Origin of the sequence: Variovorax sp. YR634, assembly GCF_900106655.1 — a bacterium.
Taxonomy (GTDB): Bacteria; Pseudomonadota; Gammaproteobacteria; order Burkholderiales; family Burkholderiaceae_C; genus Variovorax.
Genome location: NZ_FNOL01000001.1, coordinates 96,040 through 119,703 on the forward strand (window position 1 = coordinate 96,040; position 23,664 = coordinate 119,703).

Sequence of the window (23,664 nt, forward strand, 5' to 3'; positions counted from 1 at the left end):
TCTGGAGGTGAAATCTAAAGACGTCAGATGACCCGGCCGTGACGAGTTGAAAGCCGAATGAAAGTTCAGCGCTCTTATCGAAATAAAGGCGCGAACTGTCTTCGGCGCGTCACGCACGCCGGCTAACTGAGGCGACTACTCAGCGCGACGCGAACCAGCGCAGCGCCGCTGCGCCGGCTGCCGCGGCAAGGCCGCTCACAAGCGTGCCCCATGCCATGTCGATGAACGACAGCGCAAGCGGCCAGTCGCGGATCACGGCGAGGTTGGTGAGGTCGTAGGTGCCGTAGCAGAACAGGCCGAACAGCCCGCCCAGCAGCGCCGCCCGCGTCACGCCGCGTGCCCGCAGGCCGGGCACGATCGCGAACACCAGCAGGCCGACGGGGTAGGTGAGGTAGAACAGGGCCGCGAAGCCCAGCCGCGGATTCGGCGACATCAGATCGCCCATGGCCTGCTGGTACATGTTCTTGGCGACGAAGCCGAGCCAGAGCACGTCGAGCGCCAGCAGCACCGCGAAAGTGGCGACCCATGCAAGCAGGTGTTTGGCGTTCATGCGGGAGATCGTATCCACGCCCCCGGGGCAGCCTGCGAAAATCGCGCCTTTGGACTACGGCGGCATGCACCGCCGCCGACGGATATGCCCCTGCACACCACCGCCCTCGTTCTGTTCTCCGGCGGCCAGGACTCGACCACCTGCCTCGCCGATGCGCTCTCGAAGTACCAGCGCGTCGAAACCCTGGGCTTCGACTACGGGCAGCGCCACCGCGTCGAGCTCGACGTGCGCGGCACCATCCTCTCGAAGATGCGCGAGCGCTTTCCCGACTGGGCGCCGCGCCTGGGCGAAGACCATGTGCTCACGCTCGCAGCGCTGGCGCAGCTCGGCGGCTCCTCGCTCACCGAAGAGGTCGCCTTCGCCATGCAGGCCGACGGCCTGCCCAACACCTTCGTGCCCGGGCGCAATCTGTTGTTTCTCACGCTGGCCGGCGCACTGGCCTACCGGCGCGGGCTGCAGGTGATCGTCACCGGTGTCTGCGAGACCGACTTCTCGGGCTACCCCGACTGCCGCGACGACACCATGAAGGCGATGCAGCTTGCGCTGTCGCTCGGGCTGGAGCGCCGCCTCGTCATCGAGACGCCGCTCATGTGGATCGACAAAGCCGAGACCTGGACCATGGCGCACCGTCTGGGTGGCGAGCCGCTGGTCGACCTGATCGTGGAAGAGACCCACACCTGCTACCTCGGCGACCGCGTGCACCGCCAGGCCTGGGGCTACGGTTGCGGCGAGTGTCCTGCCTGCGACCTGCGCAAGAAGGGCTGGGAGCGCTATGCCGCGGCGGGCTGAACCCCCGCTGAGGTGTTCAGCCGGTAGCGTGCGCCGCCGGCGGCGCCGTCTTCCTGCGGCACCAGCGTCCATCGCTGGTTGTGGAAGTCGCCCACGGCCGCGCGGTGCGCGATCGACACCATCGCCCCGCCGGCGGCGTGCACCGTGGCGGCGAGCCGCTTGTAGAGCACGCTCTCGGCCTGCGCATCGAGCGCGCTGGTGATCTCATCGGCGAACAGCCATGCCGGTTTCTTGAGCAATACCCGCGCGATGGCCAGGCGCTGCTGCTCGCCGCCGGAGAGCTTCTGGCTCCAGGCGTCGCTGTCGTCCAGGCGGCTCACGAGGTCGGGCAGCAGCGCGTCGGTCAGGGCCTGGCGCAGCTGGTCGTCGCTGAAGTTCGATGCGGGGTTGGGGTAGGTCAGCGCATCGCGCAGCTTGCCGTCGGGCACGTAGGGCCGCTGGGGCATGAAGGCGACGTTGTCGGGCACCTGCAGCTTGCCCTTCGAGAACGGCCAGATGCCCGCGAACGAGCGGAACAGCGTCGACTTGCCGCTGCCCGAGGGTCCTTGCAGCAGCACGCTGTCACCGGGCTTCACCGCCAGCGCGGCGCCGGCGAGCAGCGGCGTGCCGTTCGGCAGCGCGACTGCGAGGTCGTCGGTTTGCAGCATCTGCGAGGGCGCGCGCTGCAGGGCGTCGTCCCGCGAGGCATGGGCCGTCATGCTGTCGTCGAAGCTGGTGAGACGGTCGGTGGTGGCGCGCCAGACGGCCACGCTGTCGTAGTTGTCGACGAACCAGCTGAGCGACTCCTGCACCTTGCCGAAGGCCGAGCCGATCTGCATCAGGTGGCCGAGCTGGAACGCGCCGCCAAAGTACTGCTGCGCCGCCACGAGAAACGGAAAAATCACCGCCGCCTGCCCGAAGAACGAGGTGAAAGTGACGAGGTTCTTCTGTTGCTTGATCAGCAGCAGGTAGTTGCGCAGCACGTCGCCGAAGCGCAGGTCGAGCTGGCCGCGCTCGACCTTCTCGCCGTGGTCCAGTGCGATGGCTTCGCTGTACTCCCGCACGCGCACGAGGTGATGCCGGAAATCGGCCTCATAGCGCTGCTGCCTGAAGTTCAGCCCGATCAGCGGACGGCCGATGAAATGCGTGACGACGGTGCCGACGATGGAATAACCCAGTGCCAGCCAGACCATCGCGCCGACGATCTGGTAGGTGGTGCCGCTGAAGGTGAACGAGAAATTGCCCGACAGCCCCCAGAGCAGGCCGATGAAGCTCAGGAGCGTGACGACGGCGTTCAACAGGCCCATCGAGAGCGTCATCGTGGAGCTGGTGAAGATCTGCATGTCTTCCTGGAGGCGCTGGTCGGGGTTGTCCGGCGTGTGGCCGTCCTTGTTGGCGTAGCGTGCGAGTTCCAGGTGATAGAAAGTGCGGTCCGCCATCCAGCGCGACAGGTAGCTGCGCGTCATCCAGGTGCGCCAGCGCAGCTGCAGCAGCTGGGTTATGTAGAACTTCAGCACCTGCACCGCGATGTTGAAGAAGGCGATCCAGCCGAACACGCGCACTTCGCGCCAGAAGGTCGTCACGTCCTTGTTCTGTAGCGCGTCGTAGAAGCGCCCGTACCACTGGTTGCCCAGCACCGCCACATATACATAGAAGAGGTTGAGCGCGACGATGGTCAGCAGCATGGCGCGCGCGCGCCATTTCTCCTCGGACCGGAAGTAGGGCGCCGCGAGCGAGAAGACGCGGCGCAGTACCTGGATGAACGTGCTCGCGCGCGCGGTGACGGATGAAGACATGTGGTTTCCTCGCAGGCGCCCGTGCGGCGCCGGTCATCATGAAGAAACCATCGTAGACAAGAGTTTCTTAATCCGGCCTGAAATCGGCCTGAAACCTTGCCCAGCCTCCGAAAAACAGGCCCGTCAGTGCAACATGACCCTGGCCGCCGTCGCCAGGAAGTGCGCCAGCGGCGGCGTTTGCAGCCCTTGCGCCTTCGCCTCTTCGTCCCACAGCCTCAGCCGCACCGCGTCGCCCGACCAGCGGTGCGTGGCAAAGCGCTGCGCCGCTTCCGCGTCCATCACGCCGCCTTGCAGGGCCAGGCTGCGCACCGAATCGGGCGAGAGCTTCGAGAAATAGTCGGGCCGCGTCGCGCACAGGTAGCGCTTGGCGTCCACATGCAGGCGGATCGGCTCGCGCACTTCGATGTCGAAGGCGCCGCGCAGCAAGGGCAGTGCGATGTATTGATGGCGGTCGTCGATGCCCAGTTGGGTAGGAGACTGCGATAGCGTCTGGTGCTCGGCGATCAGCAGGTGGCCCAGGTCATGCAGCAGCGCGGCGGTGACCAGTGAATCGCTCGCGCCGGCCTGTTCCGCGAGCCAGGCGCATTGCAGCGCATGTTCCAGCTGGGACACGGGCTCGCCCGCGTACGCGACTCCACCGCGTTCAGCGAACAGGCGGGCGATCTCGGCAAGGTCGAGTGTCATGAAAGCGAAGCGAAAACACAGGGAATAACTCCGGCAGCTTGACGCGACGCAATGACATGCGGATGACGAAGCCGCCGCGACATCGCCGGCCTCGAGTGTATTTATGGGTATTTGGGTGTTTCTAGGGCATCTGACAAATTCCTGTCACATGCCGGTGCCAGCATCGCCCGCATCGCTGAACGGCACTTGCGTACTTTCGCTTGCCTGCCCGTGTGTCCCGCATCGCGTCCTTTCTACTTTTCCCAAGAGAACCTCCACCATGCTGCACCGTCAACTCCGCTGGGCCTTCGTGCCGGCCGCCCTGTTCTCGCTGGCTTTCGCCGCATCGGCCCAGGGCCGCACCGAGCTGCTGGTCTACACCGCGCTCGAAGCCGACCAGGTGCAGGCCTACAAGGCTGCATTCGAAAAGGAGAACCCGAGCATCGAGCTGAAGTTCGTGCGCGACTCGACCGGTATCGTCACCGCCAAGCTGCTGGCCGAAAAGGCCAACCCGCAGGCCGACGTGGTGTGGGGCCTGGCCGCCACCTCGCTGATGCTGCTCGACAAGGAAGGCATGCTCCAGCCTTACGCGCCCAAGGGCCTGGACGCCATCAAGCCGACCATGCGCGATGCGGCCAACCCGCCCAAGTGGGTCGGCATGGACGTGTGGTCCTCGGCCATCTGCTTCAACACCGCCGAAGCGCAGAAGAAGAACCTGCCCAAGCCCACCAGCTGGGCCGACCTGACCAACCCGGTCTACAAGGGCCAGATCACCATGCCCAACCCGGCCGCCTCGGGCACCGGCTACCTGATGGTGTCGGGCTGGATCCAGATGATGGGTGAAGAAAAGGCGTGGAAGTACATGGACGCGCTGCACCAGAACATCGGCATCTACAGCCAGTCGGGCAGCAAGCCCTGCCGCCAGGCCGGCGCCGGCGAGTTCGCGCTCGGCATGTCCTTCGAATACCGCGCCAACAAGACCAAGCGCGATGGCGCTCCCATCGACATCGTGCTGCCAAAGGAAGGCCTGGGCTGGGACATGGAAGCCACCGGCATCATGAAGACCAGCAAGAAGCAGGACGCAGCCAAGGCGCTCGCCGACTGGGCCGTGACCAAGCAGGCCAACGAGTTGTATGCCAAGAACTTCGCGGTGCTCGCGCTGCCGGGCATCCAGGAAAAGCTTGAATTCGTGCCGGGCGACGTCGAGAAGCTGCTCGCCAAGAACGACTTCAACTGGGCGGCAGCCAACCGCGACCGCATCCTGACGGAATGGTCGAAGCGCTACGAGTCCAAGTCGGAAAAGAAGCCGCTTTGATCCTGTCGTTGAAGCCAAGCGGTACCAGGTCATGACGAGCAGCAGCTTTCTTTCCCTTCGCGGCATCGGCAAGTCCTTTGGCGCCACACGCGTGCTCGACGGCATCGATCTCGACATCGAGCCCGGCGAGTTCGTGTGCCTGCTCGGCCCCTCGGGCTGCGGCAAGACCACGCTGCTGCGCATCGTCTGCGGCATCGAGCGTGCTGACAGCGGCCAGATCCTGCTCGGCGGCCAGGACATCGCGGGCCTGCCGCCCGCGGCGCGCGGATTCGGCGTGGTGTTCCAGTCGTACGCACTGTTCCCCAACCTGACAGCTGCGCAGAACATCGTCTACGGCCTGCACCCCACGGGCGCACTGGCCCGCGAGATGGCCAAGCGCTCGCGCGAGATGCTCGACCTCGTCGGCCTGGCCGCGCATGCCGACAAATACCCCGTCCAGCTCTCGGGCGGACAGCAGCAGCGCATTGCACTGGCGCGTGCGCTTGCGCCCAACCCGCGCCTGCTGCTGCTCGACGAGCCGCTCTCCGCGCTCGACGCGCAGGTGCGCGCCAGCCTGCGCAGCGAAATCCGCGCGCTGCAGAAGCGCCTGGGCATCGTCACCATCATGGTCACGCACGACCAGGAAGAAGCCCTCTCGATGGCCGACCGCGTGGTGCTGATGCACAACGGCCGCATCGAGCAGGCCGGCACGCCCGACGAGTTGTACCGCCAGCCGCGTACCCGCTTCGTGGCGGGCTTCGTGGGCCGCATGAACATGCTGCCGGCCACCGTGCTGCCCGACGGCAAGGTGCGCGTGCGCGACAGCGAGTTGTTCTGCGCACCTGGCAGCCTCAGCGTCGGTTCGCAGGCAACAGTGGGCATCCGCCCCGAGCACGTGGTCGTGAAGCGCTTCGGCACCGAGCTCGGCGCCAACAGCTTTGCGGCACGCCTGCTCGACACCGAGTTCTTCGGCAACCGCACTTCGGCCCGTCTGGCCTGCGAGCCGCTGGGCATCGAGATCGAGGCCGAGTTGCCCGCCGATGCGCGCGGCGGCGGCAGCGATCCGCTGGTGCCTAGCAGCATGGTGCATATCCAGCTGCCCCTGAACGCGCTGTCGGTCCTGGCGAACTGAGCATGAGCAGTTCTCCCGACGCCATCGCCGTTGTGCCGGTGGTGGTGGCGCGTGGCAGCGCATTCGACCGCGAGCGCTGGCTGACGGGCGCGGCCGTGTTGCTGGTCGTGCTGCTGCTGGTGGTGATCGTCGCGTTGCCGGTCGGCGCATTGGTCGGCCAGAGCTTCTTCGACCACGCGGGCGCGTTCGTGGGCCTTGCCAACTTCGCGCGCTACCTCGACAACCCGGCGCTGGTGCAGTCGGCCTTCAACAGCCTGGGGCTCGCAGCCCTCAGCGCCGTGATCTGCACGGGCATCGCCTACGTGTACGCCTACGGGCTCACGCTGTCCTGCATGCCGGCCAAGGGCCTGCTGCGCGCGGTGGCGCTGGTGCCGCTGCTCGCGCCTTCGCTGCTGCCCGCGATCAGCCTCGTCTACCTGTTCGGCAACCAGGGTCTGTTCAAGGGGCTGCTGGGCGGCGCGTCCATTTATGGCCCGCTGGGCATCGTGCTCGGCTCGGTGTTCTGGACGCTGCCGCATGCGCTGCTGATCCTCACCACCGCCATGGCCACCTCCGACGGCCGGCTCTACGAGGCCGCGCAGACGCTGGGCGCCTCGCGCTGGCGCATCTTCCGCACGGTGACGCTGCCGGCCTCGCGCTACGGCCTCATCGTGGCCGCGATGGTCGTGTTCGTGCTGGTCATCACCGACTTCGGCGTGCCGAAGGTGGTGGGCGGGCAGACCGGCGTGCTCGCGACCGACATCTACAAGCAGGTGGTCGGGCAGCAGAACTTCCAGATGGGCGCGGTGGTCGGCCTCGTGCTGCTGATTCCGGCGGTGCTGTCGTTCCTGGTCGAGCGCCACGTGCGCAGCAAGCAGGCGGCGGCGCTGTCGGCGCGCGCCACGCCTTACCAGCCGGAGGCCGTGAAGGTACGCGACCGCGCGCTGCTGGCCTTCTGCGTGCTCACGGCCTGCGGCATCTTCGTGATGATCGGCATGGCGGTGTTCGCCTCGCTGGCCACCTACTGGCCCTACAACCTCGTGCCGTCGTTCAAGAACTACGACTTCAGCAACATGGACGGGGGCGGCTGGGGCAGCTACTTCAACTCGCTGCGGCTGGCCGTGTGCGCGGCAGTGGCGGGTGCATTCATCACCTTCATCTCGGCCTATTTCGTCGAGAAGCCGCGCCACTTCGGCCTGCTGCGCGAACTGCTGAACCTGCTGGCCAACCTGCCGCTCGCGGTGCCAGGGCTGGTGCTTGGTGTGGGCTACATCTTCTTCTTCATCTCGCCTTCGAACCCGCTGCGTGCCATCTACGGCAGCATGACCATCCTCGTGGTGTGCACGGTGGCGCACTTCTTCTCGGTGGCGCACCTGACTTCGCTCACGGCGCTGCGCCAGCTCGACCGCGAATACGAGCTGGTGTCCGAGTCGATGGGCGTGCCGTTCTGGCGCACGCTGTGGCGCGTGCACCTGCCGGTGGCGCTGCCGACCGTGCTGAACGTGGGCGGCTATTTCTTCGTCAACGCGATGACGACAGTGTCGGCCGTCGTGTTCCTCTACTCGCCGCAGACCACGCTCGCAGCCATCGCCGTGCTCAACATGGACGACGCCGGCGACGTCGCGCCCGCCGCCGCCATGGCTTCGCTGATCATGCTCACTGCCGCCATCGGCCGAGGCGTGTTCGCGCTGGCCGGGCAGTGGGCGCTCAAGCGCACCCAGGCCTGGAGACAACGGTGATCGCTGCCCCCGCACACGACCCCGACAGCTTCGATCTCATCGTGGTCGGCGCCGGCATCGTCGGCCTGGCCCACGCCTACAGCGCCGTGCAGCGCGGCCTCAAGGTCTGCGTAGTCGAGCGCGACGCAGCCTGCATCGGCGCCTCGATTCGCAACTTCGGCTTCATCACCATCACCGGCCAGGCGCCGGGCGACATGTGGCGCCGCGCGATGCATTCCCGCGGTGTGTGGAACGAGGTCGCACCGCAGGCCGGCATCGAGGTCGTGCACCGCAACCTCTGGCTCGCGGCCTATCGCCCCGAGGCGCACGACGTGCTCGAAGCCTTCATGCGCACGCCGATGGGCAAGGGCTGCGAACTGCTCGACGCCGCCGATGCGCAGGCCAAGGCGCCGGCGCTGAGCCTGGCGGATGCGCGCTCGGTGCTTTTCAGCCCGCACGAACTGCGCGTCGAATCGCGCACCGCCATCGGCCTGCTGACCAAATGGCTGGCCGAGGCGCACGGCGTGACCTTCCGTTTCAGCGAAGCCGTGCTCGAAGTCGAAACGCCCCGCGTACGTACCTCGCTCGGCACGCTGCATGCCGAGCGCGTGGTGGTCTGCACCAACACCGATCTGCACGGCCTGTTCGCTGGCCGTATTGCCGCGCGCGACCTCACGCTGTGCCGCCTGCAGATGCTGCGTGTGAAGCCCGAAGCGGGCTTTCGTCTGCCGGGCTCCGTGATGATGGACCTGAGCCTCGTGCGCTACGAGGGCTACAGCACGCTGCCCGAAGCCGCCGCGCTGCGCGCACGCCTGCAGCAGGAGGAGGCCGCATCGCTCGCTCACGGCATCCATCTGATCGTGGTGCAGAGCGCCGACGGATCGCTGGTGGTCGGCGATTCGCACCACTACGCCGACGCGCCCGAGCCCTTCGCAATGGAGGAGGTCGACCAGCTCATCCTGCGCCACCTGCGCAGCACGCTGAACCTCGAGGCCGCGCAGGTCACCGAGCGCTGGACCGGCGTGTACCCCTCATCGAAGACCACGCCCTGCGTGATCGACGCGCCCGACGACGCCACGCGCGTGGTGCTGGTCACCAGCGGCAGCGGCGCGAGCACCGGTTTCGGCATCGCGCACGACGTCTTCAACGCCTGGTGACGGCTGCAAGGCCGTTGCCTTCCTTCCGAACCTCTTCATCTCAGCCGCCATGAACGCCCACAACCACTCCCAGCTCCAGGCCGTCGTCTTCGACTGGGCCGGCACCATCCTCGATTTCGGCTCCTGCGCCCCCATGGGTGCCTTCGTGAAGCTGTTCGAGCAGTTCGGCATAGACATCACCATCGCCGAGGCGCGCGGACCGATGGGCGTGGCCAAGTGGGACCACATCAAGGCGCTGGGCACGCTGCCGCGCATCAATGCCCAGTGGGAAGCAAAGCACGGCCATGCGTTCAACGACGCCGATGCCGACAAGCTGTATGAAATCTTCACGCCCATGAACGCAGCCAGCGCGCGCGACCATGCCGACTTCATTCCGGGCGCTCTCGATGCAGTCGGCGTGCTGCGCCAGCGCGGCCTGAAGATCGGCTCCACCACCGGCTACAACCGCCCGATCATGGAAGTGGTCGCGCCCATTGCCGCGGCCGGCGGTTATGCGCCCGACAACCTCGTGTGCGGCGGCGACCTCGCCGAAGGCCGCCCGTCGCCGCTCATGATGTACCGCTGCTTCGCCGACCTCGGTGTGTGGCCGCCGCACACCGTGGTGAAGGTCGACGACACCGGCGTCGGCCTGCAGGAAGGCCTCAACGCGGGCACCTGGGCCGTGGGCGTGGCCGTCAGTGGCAACGTGAACGGTCTCACGCTGGCCGAATGGCAGGCGCTCGATGAAGGCCAGCAGCAAGAGCGCCGCGCACGCGCCACCGCCGAACTCGAAGCGGCCGGCGCGCATTACGTGATCGACAGCGTGGCCGACTTGCCGCAAGTGCTGGAAGACATCGAACGCCGGCTGCAGCGCGGCGAGCGGCCTGTCGTCGCCTGACCTGTAGCCAGAAGCGGCAGCGTCCGACTTGACGCATGCCTTCGCGGGCATAGCATGCCCGCCATGATGAGAAGCACAAGCCTTGTTCTTCTTCTGTTCTGCGTGGGCCTGCTGACGGCCGCGTGCGACGACAGGCCGAAGCCGGGTGGCCCCATGCCGAAGGCTTCGACGAGCTTTGTCGCCACACCCGCGCCATTCGCACACTGAGCCAATGCCGAGACTGAAGGTGGTTTGACACCACCGGGCTCTGCGCGTGCCTCGCGTTTCCGCGTCACGGGGTATCCTCGTCGCGGAGACAAAAATGAAGACAAACGAGACAACCACCCATCAGGCGGATTCACGCTACGCCATGGTGCGCCTGGGCCTCACGCTGCTCGTCATGACGGTCGGCAGCAGCGGCATGTACGTGGTGTCGGTGATGCTGCCCGCGGTGCAGGCCGAGTTCGGCGTCGCGCGTGCCGACGCCTCGCTGCCCTACACGCTGCTGATGCTGGGCTTCGGCTTCGGCGGCGTGCTGATGGGCAAGCTGGCCGACCGCGTCGGCGTGATGCGGCCGCTGCTGATGGGCTCCGTGTTCCTCGGTGCGGGGTACATCGCGACTGGCCTCTCGGGCGGCATCGTGTCCTTCACCATCGCGCAGGCGCTACTGGTCGGCCTGCTCGGCAGCTCGGTGGCTTTTGCGCCGCTGGTGGCCGACACCTCGCTGTGGTTCGTCAAGCGGCGCGGCATCGCGGTGGCGGTGTGCGCGAGCGGCAACTACCTCGCGGGCGCGGTGTGGCCACCGATCGCGCAGCACTTCGTCGAAACGGTGGGCTGGCGCCAGACCTACATCGGCATGGGCATCTTCTGCGGGCTGACGATGGCGCTGCTTGCCCTGTTCTTCCGCGCGCGGCCGCCTGCGCTGGCTGATGCACCGCCCACCAACGCTTCGAACAGGGCCGCGGTGCGCGACATGACGCGGCCTTTCGGCCTGAGCATGGGTGCGGCACAGAGCCTGTTGTGCGTGGCCGGCGTGGCCTGCTGCGTGGCGATGGCGATGCCGCAGGTGCACATCGTGGCCTACTGCGGCGACCTGGGCTACGGGCCGGCGCAAGGCGCGATGATGCTGTCGCTGATGCTGGGCTTCGGCATCGTGAGCCGGCTGGTGTCGGGCGCCATCTGCGACCGCATCGGCGGGCTGCGCACGCTGCTGCTTGGCGGCTTGCTGCAGTGCGTGGCACTGCTGCTGTTTTTGCCTTTCGACGGGCTGGTGCCGCTCTACGTGATCTCGGCGCTGTTCGGGCTGTTCCAGGGCGGCATCGTGCCGTCGTACGCGATCATCGTGCGCGAGCACTTTCCGCCGAAGGAGGCGGGCGCGCGCGTGGGCACGGTGCTGATGTTCACGCTGTTCGGCATGGCGCTGGGCGGGTGGATGTCGGGCAAGGTGTTCGACCTCACGGGCAGTTACCACGCGGCCTTTCTGAACGGCATCGGCTGGAACCTGGTGAACGTGAGCATCGCGGCTTTCCTGCTGTTCAGGACGCTTCGGCAGCCAGCCGGCCGAGTGTCTGCATCGCCTGCTCGCTGAGCGCACTCCACGGGTGGCCGTAGTTCAGCCGCAGGCAGTTGGTGAAGGCGCGCGTGGCCGAGAAGATCGGCCCGGGCGCGACGCTGATGCCGAGCTCCAGCGCCTTGCGGTGAATCTCCAGCGCGTTCGCGCGCGCCGGCAGCTCGACCCACAGGAAGTACCCGCCCAGCGGCCGCGTTGCGCGCGTGCCCGGCGGAAAGTAATGGCCCACGGCCTGCGCGAAGGTGGCCTGCTGCATCGCCAGCGTCTGCCGCAGCTTGCGCAAATGCTTGTCGAGCCCGCCTTTTTCGAGATAGCCAGCTAGCGCCAGCTGCGCGGGCGCCGAGGTGCTGAGCGTGGTCGTGAGCTTCTGCCGCGCGACCTTGCGCGCGAAGCGGCCGGCCGAGGTCCAGCCGATGCGATAGCCGGGTGCCAGGCACTTCGAGAACGACGAGCAGTGCAGCACCAGCCCCTGTGTGTCGAAGGCCTTGGCTGGCGCGGGACGCCGCTCGCCGAAGTAGAGCTCGGCATACACGTCGTCCTCGATCAGCGGCAGCTCGTGCCGCGCGAGCAGCTCCACCAGCGCCTTCTTCTTTGCATCGGGCATCAGGCTGCCCAGCGGGTTCTGGAAGGTGGTCATGAGCCAGCACGCGGTGGGCTTGTGTGCCGCGATGGCCAGTTCCAGCGCTTCGAGGTCGATGCCTTCGCCCGGATGCGTCGGCACCTCGATGGCCCGCAGGCCCATGCGCTCCAGCGCCTGCAGCGCCGCGTAGAAGGTGGGCGACTCGACGATCACCGCGTCGCCCGGCCGCGTGACCGCCGCGAGGCAGAGGTTGAGCGCTTCGAGCGCGCCGTTGGTAATGACGATTTCGTCGGCCGGCAATGGCATGCCGTCGGCCAGGTAGCGCAGCGCGATCTGCCGGCGCAGCGCCGCGCTGCCGGGTGTGAGGTCGTCCACCGTGCTCCACGGGTCGAGCGACTTGGCGCTCGCGGCCATGAACTGTCCGAGCCGCGCCAGCGGAAACAGCAAGGGGCTCGGAAAGGCCGAGCCGAAGGGCACGACCTTGCGCGACATGCTGGCCTCGAGGATGTCGAACACCTTGTCGCTCACGTCGAGCGACAGCGGCCCATCTGCCGGGCGCGAGGTGTGGGTGGATTCGGGCGGCGCATCGCGAAGGCCGCCTCCAGCCACGTAGTAGCCCGAGCGGTCGCGTGCGCGCACGAGGCCGCGCGCCTCCAGCAGGTAGTAGGCCTGGAACACGGTCGATGCGCTGACCCCGCGGCTCTGCCCGGTGTGGCGCACCGAGGGCAGGCGGTCGCCGGTCTTCAGGGTGCCGTTGCGGATCGAGGCCTCGATGTCGGCGGCCAGGGCTTCATATCGCTTCATCGCGGGGTGTTCTTCATTCGGCAGCACTTTATCTGCACCGGTCAATTGGTGCGGATCTGCATCTGTTTTTTCTGGCCCGACTGGGCCACACTCGACCCCATGTCGAATCTCATGCGCGCGGTGCGCGCCGTTCTCTGGAGTTTCATCGGGCTGGGTGGCCGCCGCGCCGACGCCGACAAGCGGACCGCGCAAGTCGGCATCCTGCCGCTGATCGGCGTGGCATTCGTGATGGTGCTGCTGCTGATCGCGGGGCTGCTGGCGCTGGCGCACTACGCTGCCGGTACATGAAGCTGCACATTCGCCTCGTCGTTGCCGGGCTGCTGCTCGCCGTGCAGGGCATGGCGGGCGCCGCGACGCCGGCCACGGTGCCCGACACCATCGAGCAGCGCGTGGCCGCCTGCATCGCCTGCCATGGCCGCGAGGGCGCGACCACCAATGCGGGCTACTTTCCGCGTCTGGCGGGCAAGCCGGCCGGCTACCTGTTCAACCAGCTCGTGAGCTTCAGGGACGGCCGGCGCTTCAACAGCGACATGGCGTACATGGTGCAGCACCTGTCGGATGCGTACCTGCGCGAGATGGCCGAGTACTTTGCCGGGCTGCAGCTGCCTTATCCGCCGATTTCCCCCACCAGCGATGCAACGCCCGAACAGCTTCAGCGCGGCCGCCAGCTCGTGCGCGAAGGCGATGCGGCGCGCGGCATACCCGCCTGCGTGCAATGCCATGGCGCGGCGCTCACGGGCGTGCAGCCGGCCATTCCGGGGCTGCTGGGGCTGCCGCGGCTCTATGTGTCGTCGCAGCTCGGCGCCTGGCTCACGAGCGAGCGGCATGCGCTGCCGCCCGACTGCATGGCCGACATCGGCCGGCGCATGAGCACCGCCGACATCAACGCCGTTGCGAGCTGGCTTGCCGTGCAGCCGATGCCGGCCGACACGAAGCCCGCGGCCTCGCTGCCCGCGCCGCTGCCGGTGACTTGCGGCGGCATGCCGAAGTGACGGAGCAGCGCCCATGAAACTCCGACACCTGGCCTGGACGCTGCTGGCGCTGATCGTGCTCGGCGCAGCCGCCGCCGGCGGCATCGTGGCCATGAACCTGCGCGGCGAAGACCCGCTGCCCGCGCAAGCCGAAGCCTTCGCCGCCACGCCGCAACTGGTCGAGCGCGGACGCTACCTCGCGCTGGCCGGCAACTGCGCGGGCTGCCACACCACGCGCGGCGGCCAGCCCTATGCGGGCGGCCTGCCGATCGAAACGCCCTTCGGCACCATCTATTCGAGCAACCTCACGCCCGACGACAAGGCCGGCATCGGCGGCTGGAGCAGCGCGCACTTCTGGCGCGCGATGCACAACGGCCGCAGCAAGGACGGGCGGCTGCTGTACCCGGCGTTTCCGTACCCCAACTTCACGCAGGTGACGCGCGAGGATTCGGACGCGATCTACGCCTATCTGCGCAGCGTGCCGCCCGCAGCCGAGCCCAACAAGGCGCACCGGCTGCGCTTCCCCTACGACACGCAGGCGGCACTGGCCGTGTGGCGCGTGCTGTCGTTCAAGCCCGAGCCCTTCGTGGCCAATGCCGGCAAGCCGGCCGAATGGAACCGGGGTGCCTACCTGGTCAACGGTTTGGGCCATTGCATCGCCTGCCACGGCAGTCGCAATTCGCTGGGTGCGACCGAAACCAGGCTGGGCCTTTCGGGCGGCCTCATCGCCGTCGAGAACTGGTACGCACCTTCGCTCAACGATCCGCATGAAGCCGGCGTGGCCGACTGGCCCGCGGCCGACGTGGTGGCGCTGCTCAAGAGCGGTGTCGCACCGCGCGGCTCGGTCATGGGCCCGATGGCCGATGTGGTGTTCCGCAGCACGCAGTACCTGAGCGAAGCCGACCTGACGGCCATGGCGAGCTATCTGAAGGACCTGCCCGACGCGCCGAAGCCCGAGGCCGACGCCGTTATCGCGAAGGCCCCCATCCGCCGCGATGCCGGCACCATGACGCGCGGCGCGAAGATCTATGACCAGCGCTGTGCCTACTGCCATGGCGACGAGGGGCAGGGCGCGGCAGGCGCCTACCCCCCGCTCGCGGGCAACCGCGCAGTCAACATGGCGCGGCCCACCAACCTGATCCAGGTGATCGCACATGGCGGCTTCCTGCCCTCGACCCCCGGCAATCCGCGTCCCTACGGCATGCCGCCGTTCGGCCAGACGCTGGATGCGGCCGAGGTCGCGGCCGTGCTCACCTACGTGCGCGGTTCGTGGGGCAACGACAGCGCGCCCGTCACGCAGCTGGACACCATGCGCCGCTGAGCGGCGCCCGCATCCGCTTCAGATGTTCGTGCTCGAAGGAATGCGGCTCGGCAGCAGGTGCTCGTAAGGCCGCGTGCGCGTGGTGTTGCGCTGGCGGATGGTGTTCTCGATGCCGACGAGCGCGTTGCGAAAGCGCTCCAGCGGCCCGCCTTGCCCGACGATGGCCGGGTCCAGCAGCACCGGTAGGTGCGGAAAGACGTTGTCCTTGTACTCGCCCAGCGGCCGGTAGTACACGCCGCCGAGGATGTGGAACAGCAGGATCTGCTCCTGCGCCGCCAGCCGCGAAGGCAGCATCTGCGACCAGCTTGCTTCGTTCTGACCCGCGTTGCTTGTCGGCGCCGGCACACCGCCCGCGCCAGCGCTGAAGGGCGCATAGGTCATCACCGAGTACTGCGGGAAGTTCACCGCCGCATGCTGCGCGCTGGCGTTGAAGATGATCGCGGTCAACACGTCGATGAGCTGCGCGCGCGTGGTGATCGGCCGGAAGCCGTGCACCTTGCCGCTGGTCGCGAGCTCGGTGGCCCAGGCCTTGAGCTCGTAGTCGCCGGTGACATCGGCGTCGCTCAGGTAGTAGGTGGCCACGTAGTCGCCGACCCATTGCGCGATGGCGTTCCACACCAGCAGCGCGTCGTCGCGGTACGGGTAGTCGGGCAGCGCCGCCGTGTCGTCCACGCCGCGCGTGCGCAGGTCGTTGGGCAGCATCATGCAGTCGTAGAAGTCGTAGGCCAGCCGGTCACGGCCGCACTCGCGCTGCAGCGTATCGATGGGCGCGGTGAGGATCACGTCGCCCGTGGTCAGCGGCGCCATGATGATCAGCGTCGCGAACTCGTTGATGAACATCGCGCCCTCCAGGTGCGGCGACAGCAGCCGGCTCAGCGGATGCGCAGTTGCGAACTGGCGCTGCGTGGCCATCGCGAAGGCCTCCGACATCAGGTGCGTGCGGCCCAGGTGCACGAACATCTCGTGGTAGTTGAAGTCCGCCACCTGCACCGCGGTCTTTGCCGATTGCCATGCCCAGTAGGCCTCGGCGTTGGCGGTGTCGTCCACGCGAAGGAAGATCGGGCTCAGCGTCGGGTCTTGTCCGCACTGGATTGCGACCGGCACCAGCGAGCGGCCGGTCTTGGGTCGGGCGAACAGCGCGATGGGCGCATGGATGTAGGCAGTGCCCGTGAGAGGCTTGACCTGCGGGCCCGCCGGCGCCATGTCGCCCAGGCCTTCGTAGTCGAGCAGGTAGAGCCGGCCTGAGGCGGCGGCATCGGCGAGGCTGTCGCCGGCGCCCATCACCTGCCGGTACTGCGCGTCGCTCAGCGGAAACTTCGCCGGCAGCGCCGTCGCTCGCTGGATCAGCATCGGATTGGGCCCGGACACGCGCATGGCCGCGAACAGGTCGTTGTCGTGCAGCAGCTGCGAGATGGCCGGCTTTTCGATGGTGACGAACAGCGCGTCGTACTGCGCTACCGTCTTCGGCCCGTTCAGCGCGCCCAGCGGGCCCTGCGACAGCAGGTCGTGGTGAATCTGCTTGAGCTGCGTGGCGATGTCGCCCGCCGTGCCCGTGAGCGTGTCCAGCAGGTTCAGCACCGTTGCCGGCAGCGTCGCCAGCCCGCCGTTGGCTGCCAGCAACTGGTCGAAGCTGGCCTGCAGGCCAGCCAGGCGCGTGCGCAGGTTGTCGAGCGACTGCAGGCTGCCCGAGGCCAGCGCGCTGGTGGCGAACGAGGCCGCGAAATTGGTAACGGCTTCCAGCGCCTTCGCGATGGTCTTTAGCTGGTGCTCCAGCGCCGGCAGTTCGCCCGGGGGCACCACCGCGCCCATCGGCACGCCGGCCAGGTTGATGTGCGATTCGGTCCAGAGGTAAGTTGTCTGCCGTCCCACCAGTTCGAGCCGCCGCAGCGTGGCGCTGATCGGGTCGATCTTCTGCGGCAGCGTGGGCTTGAGCACCGGCAGGGCCGCCGAGGCGGTGGATGGCTTGCCGGCCAGCAGGCCCAGGCCGCCTGCCGAGGCGGACCATTTGAGGATGTCTCTGCGCTTCATCGAGCAATTCCCTGTTGTTGTGAATCTGGGGAAGGCCGATGGCGTGCTCGGCCACTGAATAGAACGGTCGTTCTATTCAGTGGGCGGATTCTGCGGAGGGGCTCTGGCGTTGGCAATAAGGGTTGGTGCCTAGGGCTCGAAGGCACTCAACCGGCGCTGCCGGGGAGCTCAGGCCGTGTGCGGGTGCCGCGCGCCGTCGTAGAGCGTGCGTGCAAGGTCGCGATGCCTTGCCAGCAGCGGAGCCAGCTCCAGCCCGGTAAAGCCGCCGTCGCGGATGCGGACCGCCCCGTTGATCACGCTCAGCGACACCGTCCCCGGCGTGCAGAACACCAGCGCAGCCACCGGGTCGTGCCCCGCGCCCGCATGCGCCACGCCGCGCATGTCGAAGGCGACGATGTCCGCCGACATGCCGGGCGCGATCGCGCCGATGTCGTCACGCCCCAGCACGCGCGCGCCGCCCAGCGTGGCGATTTCCAGCGCCTCGCGCGCCGTCATCGCCGCCGGGCCGTAGCCCACGCGCTGCAGCAGCATGGCCTGCCGTGCTTCGCCCAGCATGTGCGCGCCGTCGTTCGACGCGCTGCCGTCCACGCCCAGCCCCACGGGCACGCCCGCGCGGCGCATTGCGCCGATGGGCGCGATGCCCGAGGCCAGCCGCATGTTGGAGCAAGGGCAGTGCGCCACGCCGGTGCCGGTGCGGCCGAACAGCGCGATGCCGGCCTCGTCGAGCTTCACGCAGTGCGCGTGCCACACGTCGCGGCCGACCCAGCCGAGGTCTTCGGCGTACTCGGCCGGCGTCATGCCGAACTTCTCGCGCGAATAGGCCACGTCGTTGTCGTTCTCGGCCAGGTGCGTGTGCAGCGACACGCCGCGCTCACGCGCCAGCTCGGCCGAAAGCCGCATCAGGTCGCGCGACACCGAGAACGGAGAACACGGCGCGAGCACGATGCGGCGCATCGAATGGCGCGACGCGTCGTGCCAGCGGCCGATGAGCCGTTCGCTGTCGCGCAGGATGGCTTCTTCGGTCTCTACCACCTCATCGGGCGGCAGGCCGCCTGCGCTGCGGCCCACGCTCATGCTGCCGCGCGCTGCGTGAAAGCGCATGCCCATGGCGTCCGCCGCCTCGATCGAATCGTCGAGCTTCGAGCCGTTGGGAAACAGGTAGAGATGGTCGCTGGTGGTGGTGCAGCCGGAGAGCATCAGCTCGGCCATCGCGGTCTGCGTCGACACGCGGATCATCTCGGGCGTGAGGCGTGCCCACAGCAGGTACAGGTTGGTGAGCCAGCCGAACAGCTCGGCGTCTTGCGCCTCCGGCACGGCGCGGGTGAGGCTCTGGTACATGTGGTGGTGCGTGTTGACCAGGCCCGGCATCACCACATGGCCGTGCATGTCGATGGCCTCGGCCTGGCCGTTGCGCAGGGCGTCGTGATACGCGATGGGAAGGTCGGCCGTGGGGCCTGCCCAGGCCACCGCGGGCCCGTCGCACACCACGGCGCCGTCGGCGATCTCACGCCGGGCGGCGTCCATGGTGAGCAGAACGTCGGCATGTCGAAGAATCATCAGCATGCCGGCATTCTTGCCGGGGCTCAGAGGTCGGGCAAGCCCATGGCCGGATCGCTCACCGTGTGCTTGCCGGTTTCGACGCGGCCGGCGAAGCGGCGGTAGTAGGCTGGATCTGCATCGCAGGTGACGGCGAAGTCGTACCACTGGCCGCTGGCTGCGAGATCCCAGTGCTGGTCGACGCTGGCGCCGCCGTTCACCGTCGCGGTCCACGGCCCGTCTGTACGGTAGGCCTTGGCGACGATGGTGAGCTTGCACGTTGCCTTGCCGTCGTTGCGCATGTTCAGGTAGACATTGCCGTTGGCGATGTCGTAGCACACGCGCACCTCGGGCTGCGCCGCATCGCCCGCGCGCAGCGTGTTGAGGTTGCCCTTGAAGTGACGGTGAAAGCCGTTGGGACCGAGCACCCACAGGTCGTAGAGGCCGGCGTCGTCGGCCATTGCGGCCCAGGTGTCGTCGAGCTTCTTGCCCGCTTCGACCATGTAGCGGCGCGGCAGGCGGTCGAGGTGGCGCTTGTCGTAGACGTGGAACACGGCAGCCGCCTTGCCGGTGTTGAGGAACAGCAACTGCAGCTTGCCGTTGACCACGTCGGCCTTGGCGCTGGTGTGCAGTTCGTACGGCAGGGCGCGCGAGGGGCGCGTGCCGATGGGCTGCTTCGGCAACTGCGGATCGAGCGGCAGCGGCACCTGCGTCAGCGCTTCCTGGTCGAGGCGCAGCTTGTCGGCCTCGGTCCTGTTCTTGCGGCCGGTGAGCGTGGGCAGGGCCTCGCTGTTGGGCGTCGCGAAGTTGAAGGCGCTCGTGAGGTCGCCGCACACGGCGCGGCGGTAGGGCGAGATGTTGGGCTCCTTCACGCCGAAGCGCGCTTCGATGAAGCGCAGCACCGAGGTGTGGTCGAACACCTGTGAGTTGACCCAGCCGCCGCGGCTCCATGGCGAGAGAACGTACAGCGGCACGCGCGGGCCGGGGCCGAACACGCGGCCGTCGGGTGCAGGCTGCGAACTGCTGCCTTCCGGTGGCTGCTGCGTGAAGTACTCGTGTGCCAGGTCGGCATCGGCGAGCGTCGTCTTGCCCGCGGCGGCGCTCCTGGAGTCGATGGGGTTGATCAGCGATGGCGCTGACGGCGACGGCACATGGTCGAAGTAGCCGTCGTTCTCGTCGAAGTTGACCAGCACCACGGTCTTGCTCCAGACCTCCGGCACGGCTGTCAGCGCGTCCAGTATTTCCTGCAGGAACCAGGCGCCTTGCACCGGGCTGGATGGGCCGGGGTGTTCGCAATAGATGGACGGGGCGTTGATCCAGCTCACCTGCGGCAGGCGGCCGGCCTTGATGTCGCTGCGGAACGCATCCAGGTACTCCTCCGGCTTGTTGCCCGGCAAGGTGTTGGCGATGCCCTTGTAGAGCGGGTTGCCCGGGTTGTCGCTGGCGGGGTCGTAGGCGTGATAGGGCGTTGCCTGGCCGCTGTTGGAATAGGGCGCGTTGGGAGCGCCGCCGCTGGAGACCGGGAAAGGGGATGCCCGGTTGGCGCGCCTGAACTGGCGGAAGGCGCCGAGCATGTTGTCGCCCCATTCGTCGGGCATGTTCTGGTAGCAGATCCAGCTCACGCCTGCGTCTTCGAGCCGCTCGGCATAGGTCTTCCACGTGTAGCCGGTGTTCACGGCGGAAGCGCGTCCGTCGAGCCAGTCCCACTCGTTGTTGACGAAGGCAACGTTCTGCGCGGTCGAGCCGTTGGTGCCTGTCAGGTGGAAGGAGCGGTTGGCGTCCGTTCCGGTGTGCATGGCGCAGTGGTAGCTGTCGCAGAGCGTGAAGGCGTTGGCCAGCGAGAACTGGAACGGCACTTCCGCTTCCTTGAAGTAGCCCATGGCTGCGCTGGTCTTGTAGCGCGGCCATTGGGAGAGGCGGCCGCCGTCCCATGCTTCCTGGCTGTCGAGCCACTCGTGCGGCGTGCCGCTCACCCGCTGCGCGTTGCCCTTGGTCTGGTCGAGGTGGTAGGGCAGCACGAGCTTGCCATCGGCATCGCTCTGTTGCCACACGTTGCGCCCGCCCGGCAGCGGAACGGTGAAGCGGTCACCGAAGCCGCGCACGCCCGGCAGCGTGCCGAAGTAGTGGTCGAAGGAGCGGTTTTCCTGCATCAGCACGACGATGTGCTCGACGTCCTGGATGGTGCCGGTCTTGTTGTTGGCCGGAATGGCGAGTGCGCGGCGGATGCTGGGCGGGAAGGCGCTGAGCGAGAGGGCGGCAAGGCCGGTGGTGGCCGTGCCGGTGAGGAATTTGCGGCGTGAATTCATGGGCAGCTTGTTGTGGTTCTTCGGGCGATCAGGGAGCGCAGCGCTTTTCGGGCTTGACGCCCGTATCCGGTGGGGGTGTCGTGGTGTCCGGTGTGGGCAGGCCGGCGAAGCCGCCACCGTCGCTGCCGCCGCATGCGGAGAACGCGCAGGCAATGAAGAGCAGCGCGCACGCGAGATGCGTGCGCGAAGTGATGAATCGCATGGGGAGATCCTCTCGATGTTGTGCGCCGAGGCTAGGAAGCCCGGGTGACATCGAGATGAACCCTTCGATGCCGAGGTGTAAGCGCGCGTTGCGCGCGCTTCACGCCTCGTCATCGATGCATGGCGAGGCTCAGAGGTCGGCCATGCCCATCGCGGGGTCGCTTACCGTGTGCTTGCCGGTTTCCACGCGGCCGGCGAAGCGGCGGTAGTAGGCCGGGTCGGCGTCGCAGGTGACTGCGAAGTCGTACCACTGGCCGCTGTTCGCAAGCTCCCAGTGCTGGTCTACGTTGGCGCCGCCGTTCACGCTCGCAGTCCACGGGCCGTCTGTGCGGTAGGCCTTGGCGGTGATGGTGAACTTGCAAGTCGCCTTGCCGTCGTTGCGCATGTTCAGGTAGACATTGCCGTTGGTGATGTCGTAGCACACGCGTACTTCGGGTGCAGCGTTGCTCGTGCCCAGCGCATTCACATTGCCCTTGAACTGTCGATGGAAGCCGTTGGGACCGAGCACCCACAGGTCATAGAGGCCGTTGTCTCCGGCGGCGGGCGTCCAGGTGTCGTCGAGCGTCTTGCCCGCCTCGACCATGTAGCGGCGCGGCAGGCGATCGAGATGCTTCTTGTCGTACACGTGGAAGACTGCCGCGGCCTTGCCGGTGTTGGCGAACAGCAGCTGCAGCTTGCCGCCGGTCGCGTCGACCTTGGCGCTTGTGTGCAGCTCGTAGGGCAAGGCGCGCGAGGGCCGCGTACCCGTGGCCTGCTGCGGCAATTGCGCGTTGGCCGGCGGCACCACCTGCGGCAGCACGTCCTGGTCGGCGCGGACCTTGTCGGCCTCGGCCTTGGTGCGGCTGCCCGCGAGCACCGGCAGCACCTCGGTGTTGGGCGTCGCGAAGTTGAAGGCGCTCGTGAGATCGCCGCACACCGCGCGGCGGAACGGGCTGATGTTGTCCTCCTTCACGCCGAAGCGCGCCTCGACGAAGCGCAGCACCGAGGTGTGGTCGAACACCTGCGAGTTGACCCAGCCGCCGCGGCTCCACGGCGAGATCACGTACATCGGCACGCGCATGCCGGGGCCGTACACGTTGCCGTCGGGCGTGGGCTGCGCGGTGGGAATGCCGGGCGGCGCGGGGTGCGTGAAGTACTCGTAGCTCATGTCCTGCGCAGGCAGCGTGCTCTTGCCAGCGAGCGTCGATGCATCGGGGTTGGGCGAAGGCGCGGAGGGCGAGGGCACGTGGTCGAAGTAGCCGTCGTTCTCGTCAAAGTTCACGAAGAGCACCGTCTTGCTCCACACCTCGGGCACGGCGGTGAGCGCGTCCAGCACCTGCTGGACGTACCAGGCGCCCTGCACCGGGCTCGACGGGCCGGGGTGCTCGGAGTACACGTCGGGCGGAATCACCCACGACACCTGCGGCAGCCGGCCGTTCTTCACGTCGGCGCGGAACGCATCCATGATCGCACCCGCGTCGAAGGCGGCCTGATCGGCCACCGGCAGCGTGTTGGCCGTGCCCTTGTAGAGCGGGTTGCCCACGTCGTCGCCGGGCGCGTAGGCCGGCGACGCGCCTTGCGGCAGCGAGGTGCTCACCGGCTTGCCCGAAGCTTCGTTCGCCTTGCGGTAGGGCTTGAAGCCCAGCAGCGGGTTGCAGCCATAGTTGTTGGGAATGTTCTGGTAGACCATCCAGCTGACGTTGGCCTCCTGCAACCGCTCGGCGTAGGTCTTCCATTCGTAGCCTTCGGTCGACGGGCCGGTCGAGCTCCAGGCATTGACGTTGTTCACGTAGGCCACGTTGGCGCAGGTGGGGCCGTTGGTGCCGGTCCAGTGGAAGGAGCGGTTGGCGTGCGTGCCGGTGTGCATCGCGCAGTGGTAGTCGTCGCAGATCGTGAAGGCATTGGCCAGCGCGAACTGGAACGGCAATTCGGCTTCCTTCAGGTAGCCCATCGACTGCAGGTAGGGCGTCTTGCCGGCCTTCTTGTAGCGCGGCCACTGGTACATGCGCCCGCCGTCCCAGGCGTTGTGCGCATCGACCCAGGTGTGCGGCGTGCTCGACACGCGCTGGGCGCTGCCCTTCGTGCTGTCGAGGTAGTAGGGCAGCACCACGTTGCCGGCGTCGTCGAGCTGCTGCCAGACCTTGCGGTCAGCAGGAAGCGGAATGGTGAAGCGGTCGCCGAAGCCGCGCACGCCCATGAGCGTGCCGAAGTAGTGGTCGAAGGCGCGGTTCTCCTGCATCAGGATGACGATGTGCTCGACGTCCTTGATGGTGCCCGTGGCGTTGTTGGCCGGTATGGCCAGCGCGCGGCGAATGCTGGGTGGGAACGCGCTGAGCGCGAGGGCGGCGGCGCCCGTGGTGGCGGTGCTGGTGAGAAATTTGCGGCGTGATGTCATGGGTGTGTTGTTGTGGTTCTTCATGGACGGGGTCAGGGGCACAGGCCGTGATGATGAGCG

19 protein-coding genes are annotated in these 23,664 nt (G+C 67.6%); 10 read left to right on the plus strand and 9 right to left on the minus strand.

Translation table 11 applies throughout. The features are described from left to right. Positions 1–139: 139 nt before the first annotated feature. Positions 140–550 carry a DUF2177 family protein gene (locus tag BLV60_RS00440; RefSeq protein WP_093048239.1) on the minus strand — a complete coding sequence of 137 codons (411 nt, stop codon included), beginning with the start codon at positions 548–550 and terminating at the stop codon, positions 140–142. 84 nt (positions 551–634) lie between these two features. Here BLV60_RS00440 and queC point away from each other — a divergent pair, with 84 nt between their 5' ends. Beyond that, positions 635–1,339: a 7-cyano-7-deazaguanine synthase QueC gene (queC, locus tag BLV60_RS00445; RefSeq protein ID WP_093048241.1), complete on the plus strand. Its 705-nt coding sequence runs from the start codon at positions 635–637 to the stop codon at positions 1,337–1,339. On the opposite strand, the gene BLV60_RS00450 is transcribed toward queC, so the two are convergent. Next, complete coding sequence (locus BLV60_RS00450) at positions 1,321–3,114, minus strand: ABC transporter ATP-binding protein/permease (protein WP_093048244.1); 1,794 nt, start codon at positions 3,112–3,114, stop codon at positions 1,321–1,323. The two genes, queC and BLV60_RS00450, sit on opposite strands and share 19 nt — an antisense overlap. Before the next feature lie 123 nt (positions 3,115–3,237). Next, complete coding sequence (locus tag BLV60_RS00455; protein ID WP_093048247.1) at positions 3,238–3,798, minus strand: phosphonate degradation HD-domain oxygenase; 561 nt, start codon at positions 3,796–3,798, stop codon at positions 3,238–3,240. 259 nt (positions 3,799–4,057) lie between these two features. Between BLV60_RS00455 and BLV60_RS00460 the strand changes: the two genes are divergently transcribed. From BLV60_RS00460 to BLV60_RS00485, 6 genes are all read left to right on the plus strand, one after another. After that, entirely contained in the window at positions 4,058–5,092 is a 1,035-nt protein-coding gene (locus tag BLV60_RS00460) for a putative 2-aminoethylphosphonate ABC transporter substrate-binding protein (protein ID WP_093048250.1), read from the plus strand. A 31-nt stretch (positions 5,093–5,123) separates the two neighbouring features. Continuing rightward, entirely contained in the window at positions 5,124–6,203 is a 1,080-nt protein-coding gene (locus BLV60_RS00465; RefSeq protein ID WP_093048252.1) for an ABC transporter ATP-binding protein, read from the plus strand. Positions 6,204–6,205: 2 nt separating this feature from the next. Beyond that, positions 6,206–7,921: a putative 2-aminoethylphosphonate ABC transporter permease subunit gene (locus BLV60_RS00470; RefSeq protein WP_093048255.1), complete on the plus strand. Its 1,716-nt coding sequence runs from the start codon at positions 6,206–6,208 to the stop codon at positions 7,919–7,921. Then, a complete protein-coding gene (locus BLV60_RS00475; RefSeq protein ID WP_256328768.1) occupies positions 7,918–9,057 on the plus strand; it encodes a TIGR03364 family FAD-dependent oxidoreductase in 1,140 nt (379 codons plus the stop codon). The genes BLV60_RS00470 and BLV60_RS00475 overlap by 4 nt, the downstream gene beginning before the upstream one ends. A gap of 49 nt (positions 9,058–9,106) precedes the next feature. Next, a complete protein-coding gene (phnX, locus tag BLV60_RS00480) occupies positions 9,107–9,934 on the plus strand; it encodes a phosphonoacetaldehyde hydrolase (protein ID WP_093048257.1) in 828 nt (275 codons plus the stop codon). A gap of 301 nt (positions 9,935–10,235) precedes the next feature. Continuing rightward, complete coding sequence (locus tag BLV60_RS00485; RefSeq protein WP_093048260.1) at positions 10,236–11,501, plus strand: MFS transporter; 1,266 nt, start codon at positions 10,236–10,238, stop codon at positions 11,499–11,501. Here the strand turns inward: BLV60_RS00485 and BLV60_RS00490 are convergent. Continuing rightward, a complete protein-coding gene (locus BLV60_RS00490) occupies positions 11,449–12,867 on the minus strand; it encodes an aminotransferase-like domain-containing protein (protein WP_093050268.1) in 1,419 nt (472 codons plus the stop codon). The genes BLV60_RS00485 and BLV60_RS00490 overlap by 53 nt on opposite strands. Positions 12,868–12,966: 99 nt before the next feature. Here BLV60_RS00490 and BLV60_RS00495 point away from each other — a divergent pair, with 99 nt between their 5' ends. Genes BLV60_RS00495 through BLV60_RS00505 form a run of 3 tightly spaced genes read left to right on the plus strand, consistent with a single transcriptional unit; the run spans position 12,967 to position 15,159 of the window. Beyond that, positions 12,967–13,155, plus strand: coding sequence for a DUF2970 domain-containing protein (locus BLV60_RS00495; RefSeq protein ID WP_093050271.1), 189 nt, complete (start codon positions 12,967–12,969; stop codon positions 13,153–13,155). Next, the gene (locus tag BLV60_RS00500) at positions 13,152–13,859 is read left to right on the plus strand and encodes a c-type cytochrome (protein WP_093048263.1); all 708 of its coding nucleotides are present in this window, start codon (positions 13,152–13,154) and stop codon (positions 13,857–13,859) included. Before BLV60_RS00495 ends, BLV60_RS00500 begins: the two co-directional genes overlap by 4 nt. A gap of 13 nt (positions 13,860–13,872) precedes the next feature. Next, positions 13,873–15,159: a c-type cytochrome gene (locus tag BLV60_RS00505; RefSeq protein ID WP_093048266.1), complete on the plus strand. Its 1,287-nt coding sequence runs from the start codon at positions 13,873–13,875 to the stop codon at positions 15,157–15,159. An 18-nt stretch (positions 15,160–15,177) separates the two neighbouring features. On the opposite strand, the gene BLV60_RS00510 is transcribed toward BLV60_RS00505, so the two are convergent. The 5 genes from BLV60_RS00510 to BLV60_RS00525 all read right to left on the minus strand — a co-directional run bounded on the left by BLV60_RS00510 (position 15,178) and on the right by BLV60_RS00525 (position 23,604). Continuing rightward, positions 15,178–17,187, minus strand: coding sequence for a lipoxygenase family protein (locus tag BLV60_RS00510; RefSeq protein ID WP_093048269.1), 2,010 nt, complete (start codon positions 17,185–17,187; stop codon positions 15,178–15,180). 168 nt (positions 17,188–17,355) lie between these two features. Next, on the minus strand, positions 17,356–18,750 hold the full coding sequence (locus tag BLV60_RS00515) for an 8-oxoguanine deaminase (protein WP_093048272.1): 1,395 nt from the start codon (positions 18,748–18,750) through the stop codon (positions 17,356–17,358). A gap of 20 nt (positions 18,751–18,770) precedes the next feature. Continuing rightward, on the minus strand, positions 18,771–21,029 hold the full coding sequence (locus tag BLV60_RS00520; RefSeq protein ID WP_093048275.1) for a phosphocholine-specific phospholipase C: 2,259 nt from the start codon (positions 21,027–21,029) through the stop codon (positions 18,771–18,773). Positions 21,030–21,057: 28 nt separating this feature from the next. After that, positions 21,058–21,231, minus strand: a complete 174-nt coding sequence (locus tag BLV60_RS34270) for a hypothetical protein (RefSeq protein ID WP_176928683.1) — start codon at positions 21,229–21,231, stop codon at positions 21,058–21,060. 129 nt (positions 21,232–21,360) lie between these two features. After that, complete coding sequence (locus BLV60_RS00525) at positions 21,361–23,604, minus strand: phosphocholine-specific phospholipase C (RefSeq protein ID WP_093050274.1); 2,244 nt, start codon at positions 23,602–23,604, stop codon at positions 21,361–21,363. Between the last annotated feature and the right edge of the window lie 60 nt (positions 23,605–23,664).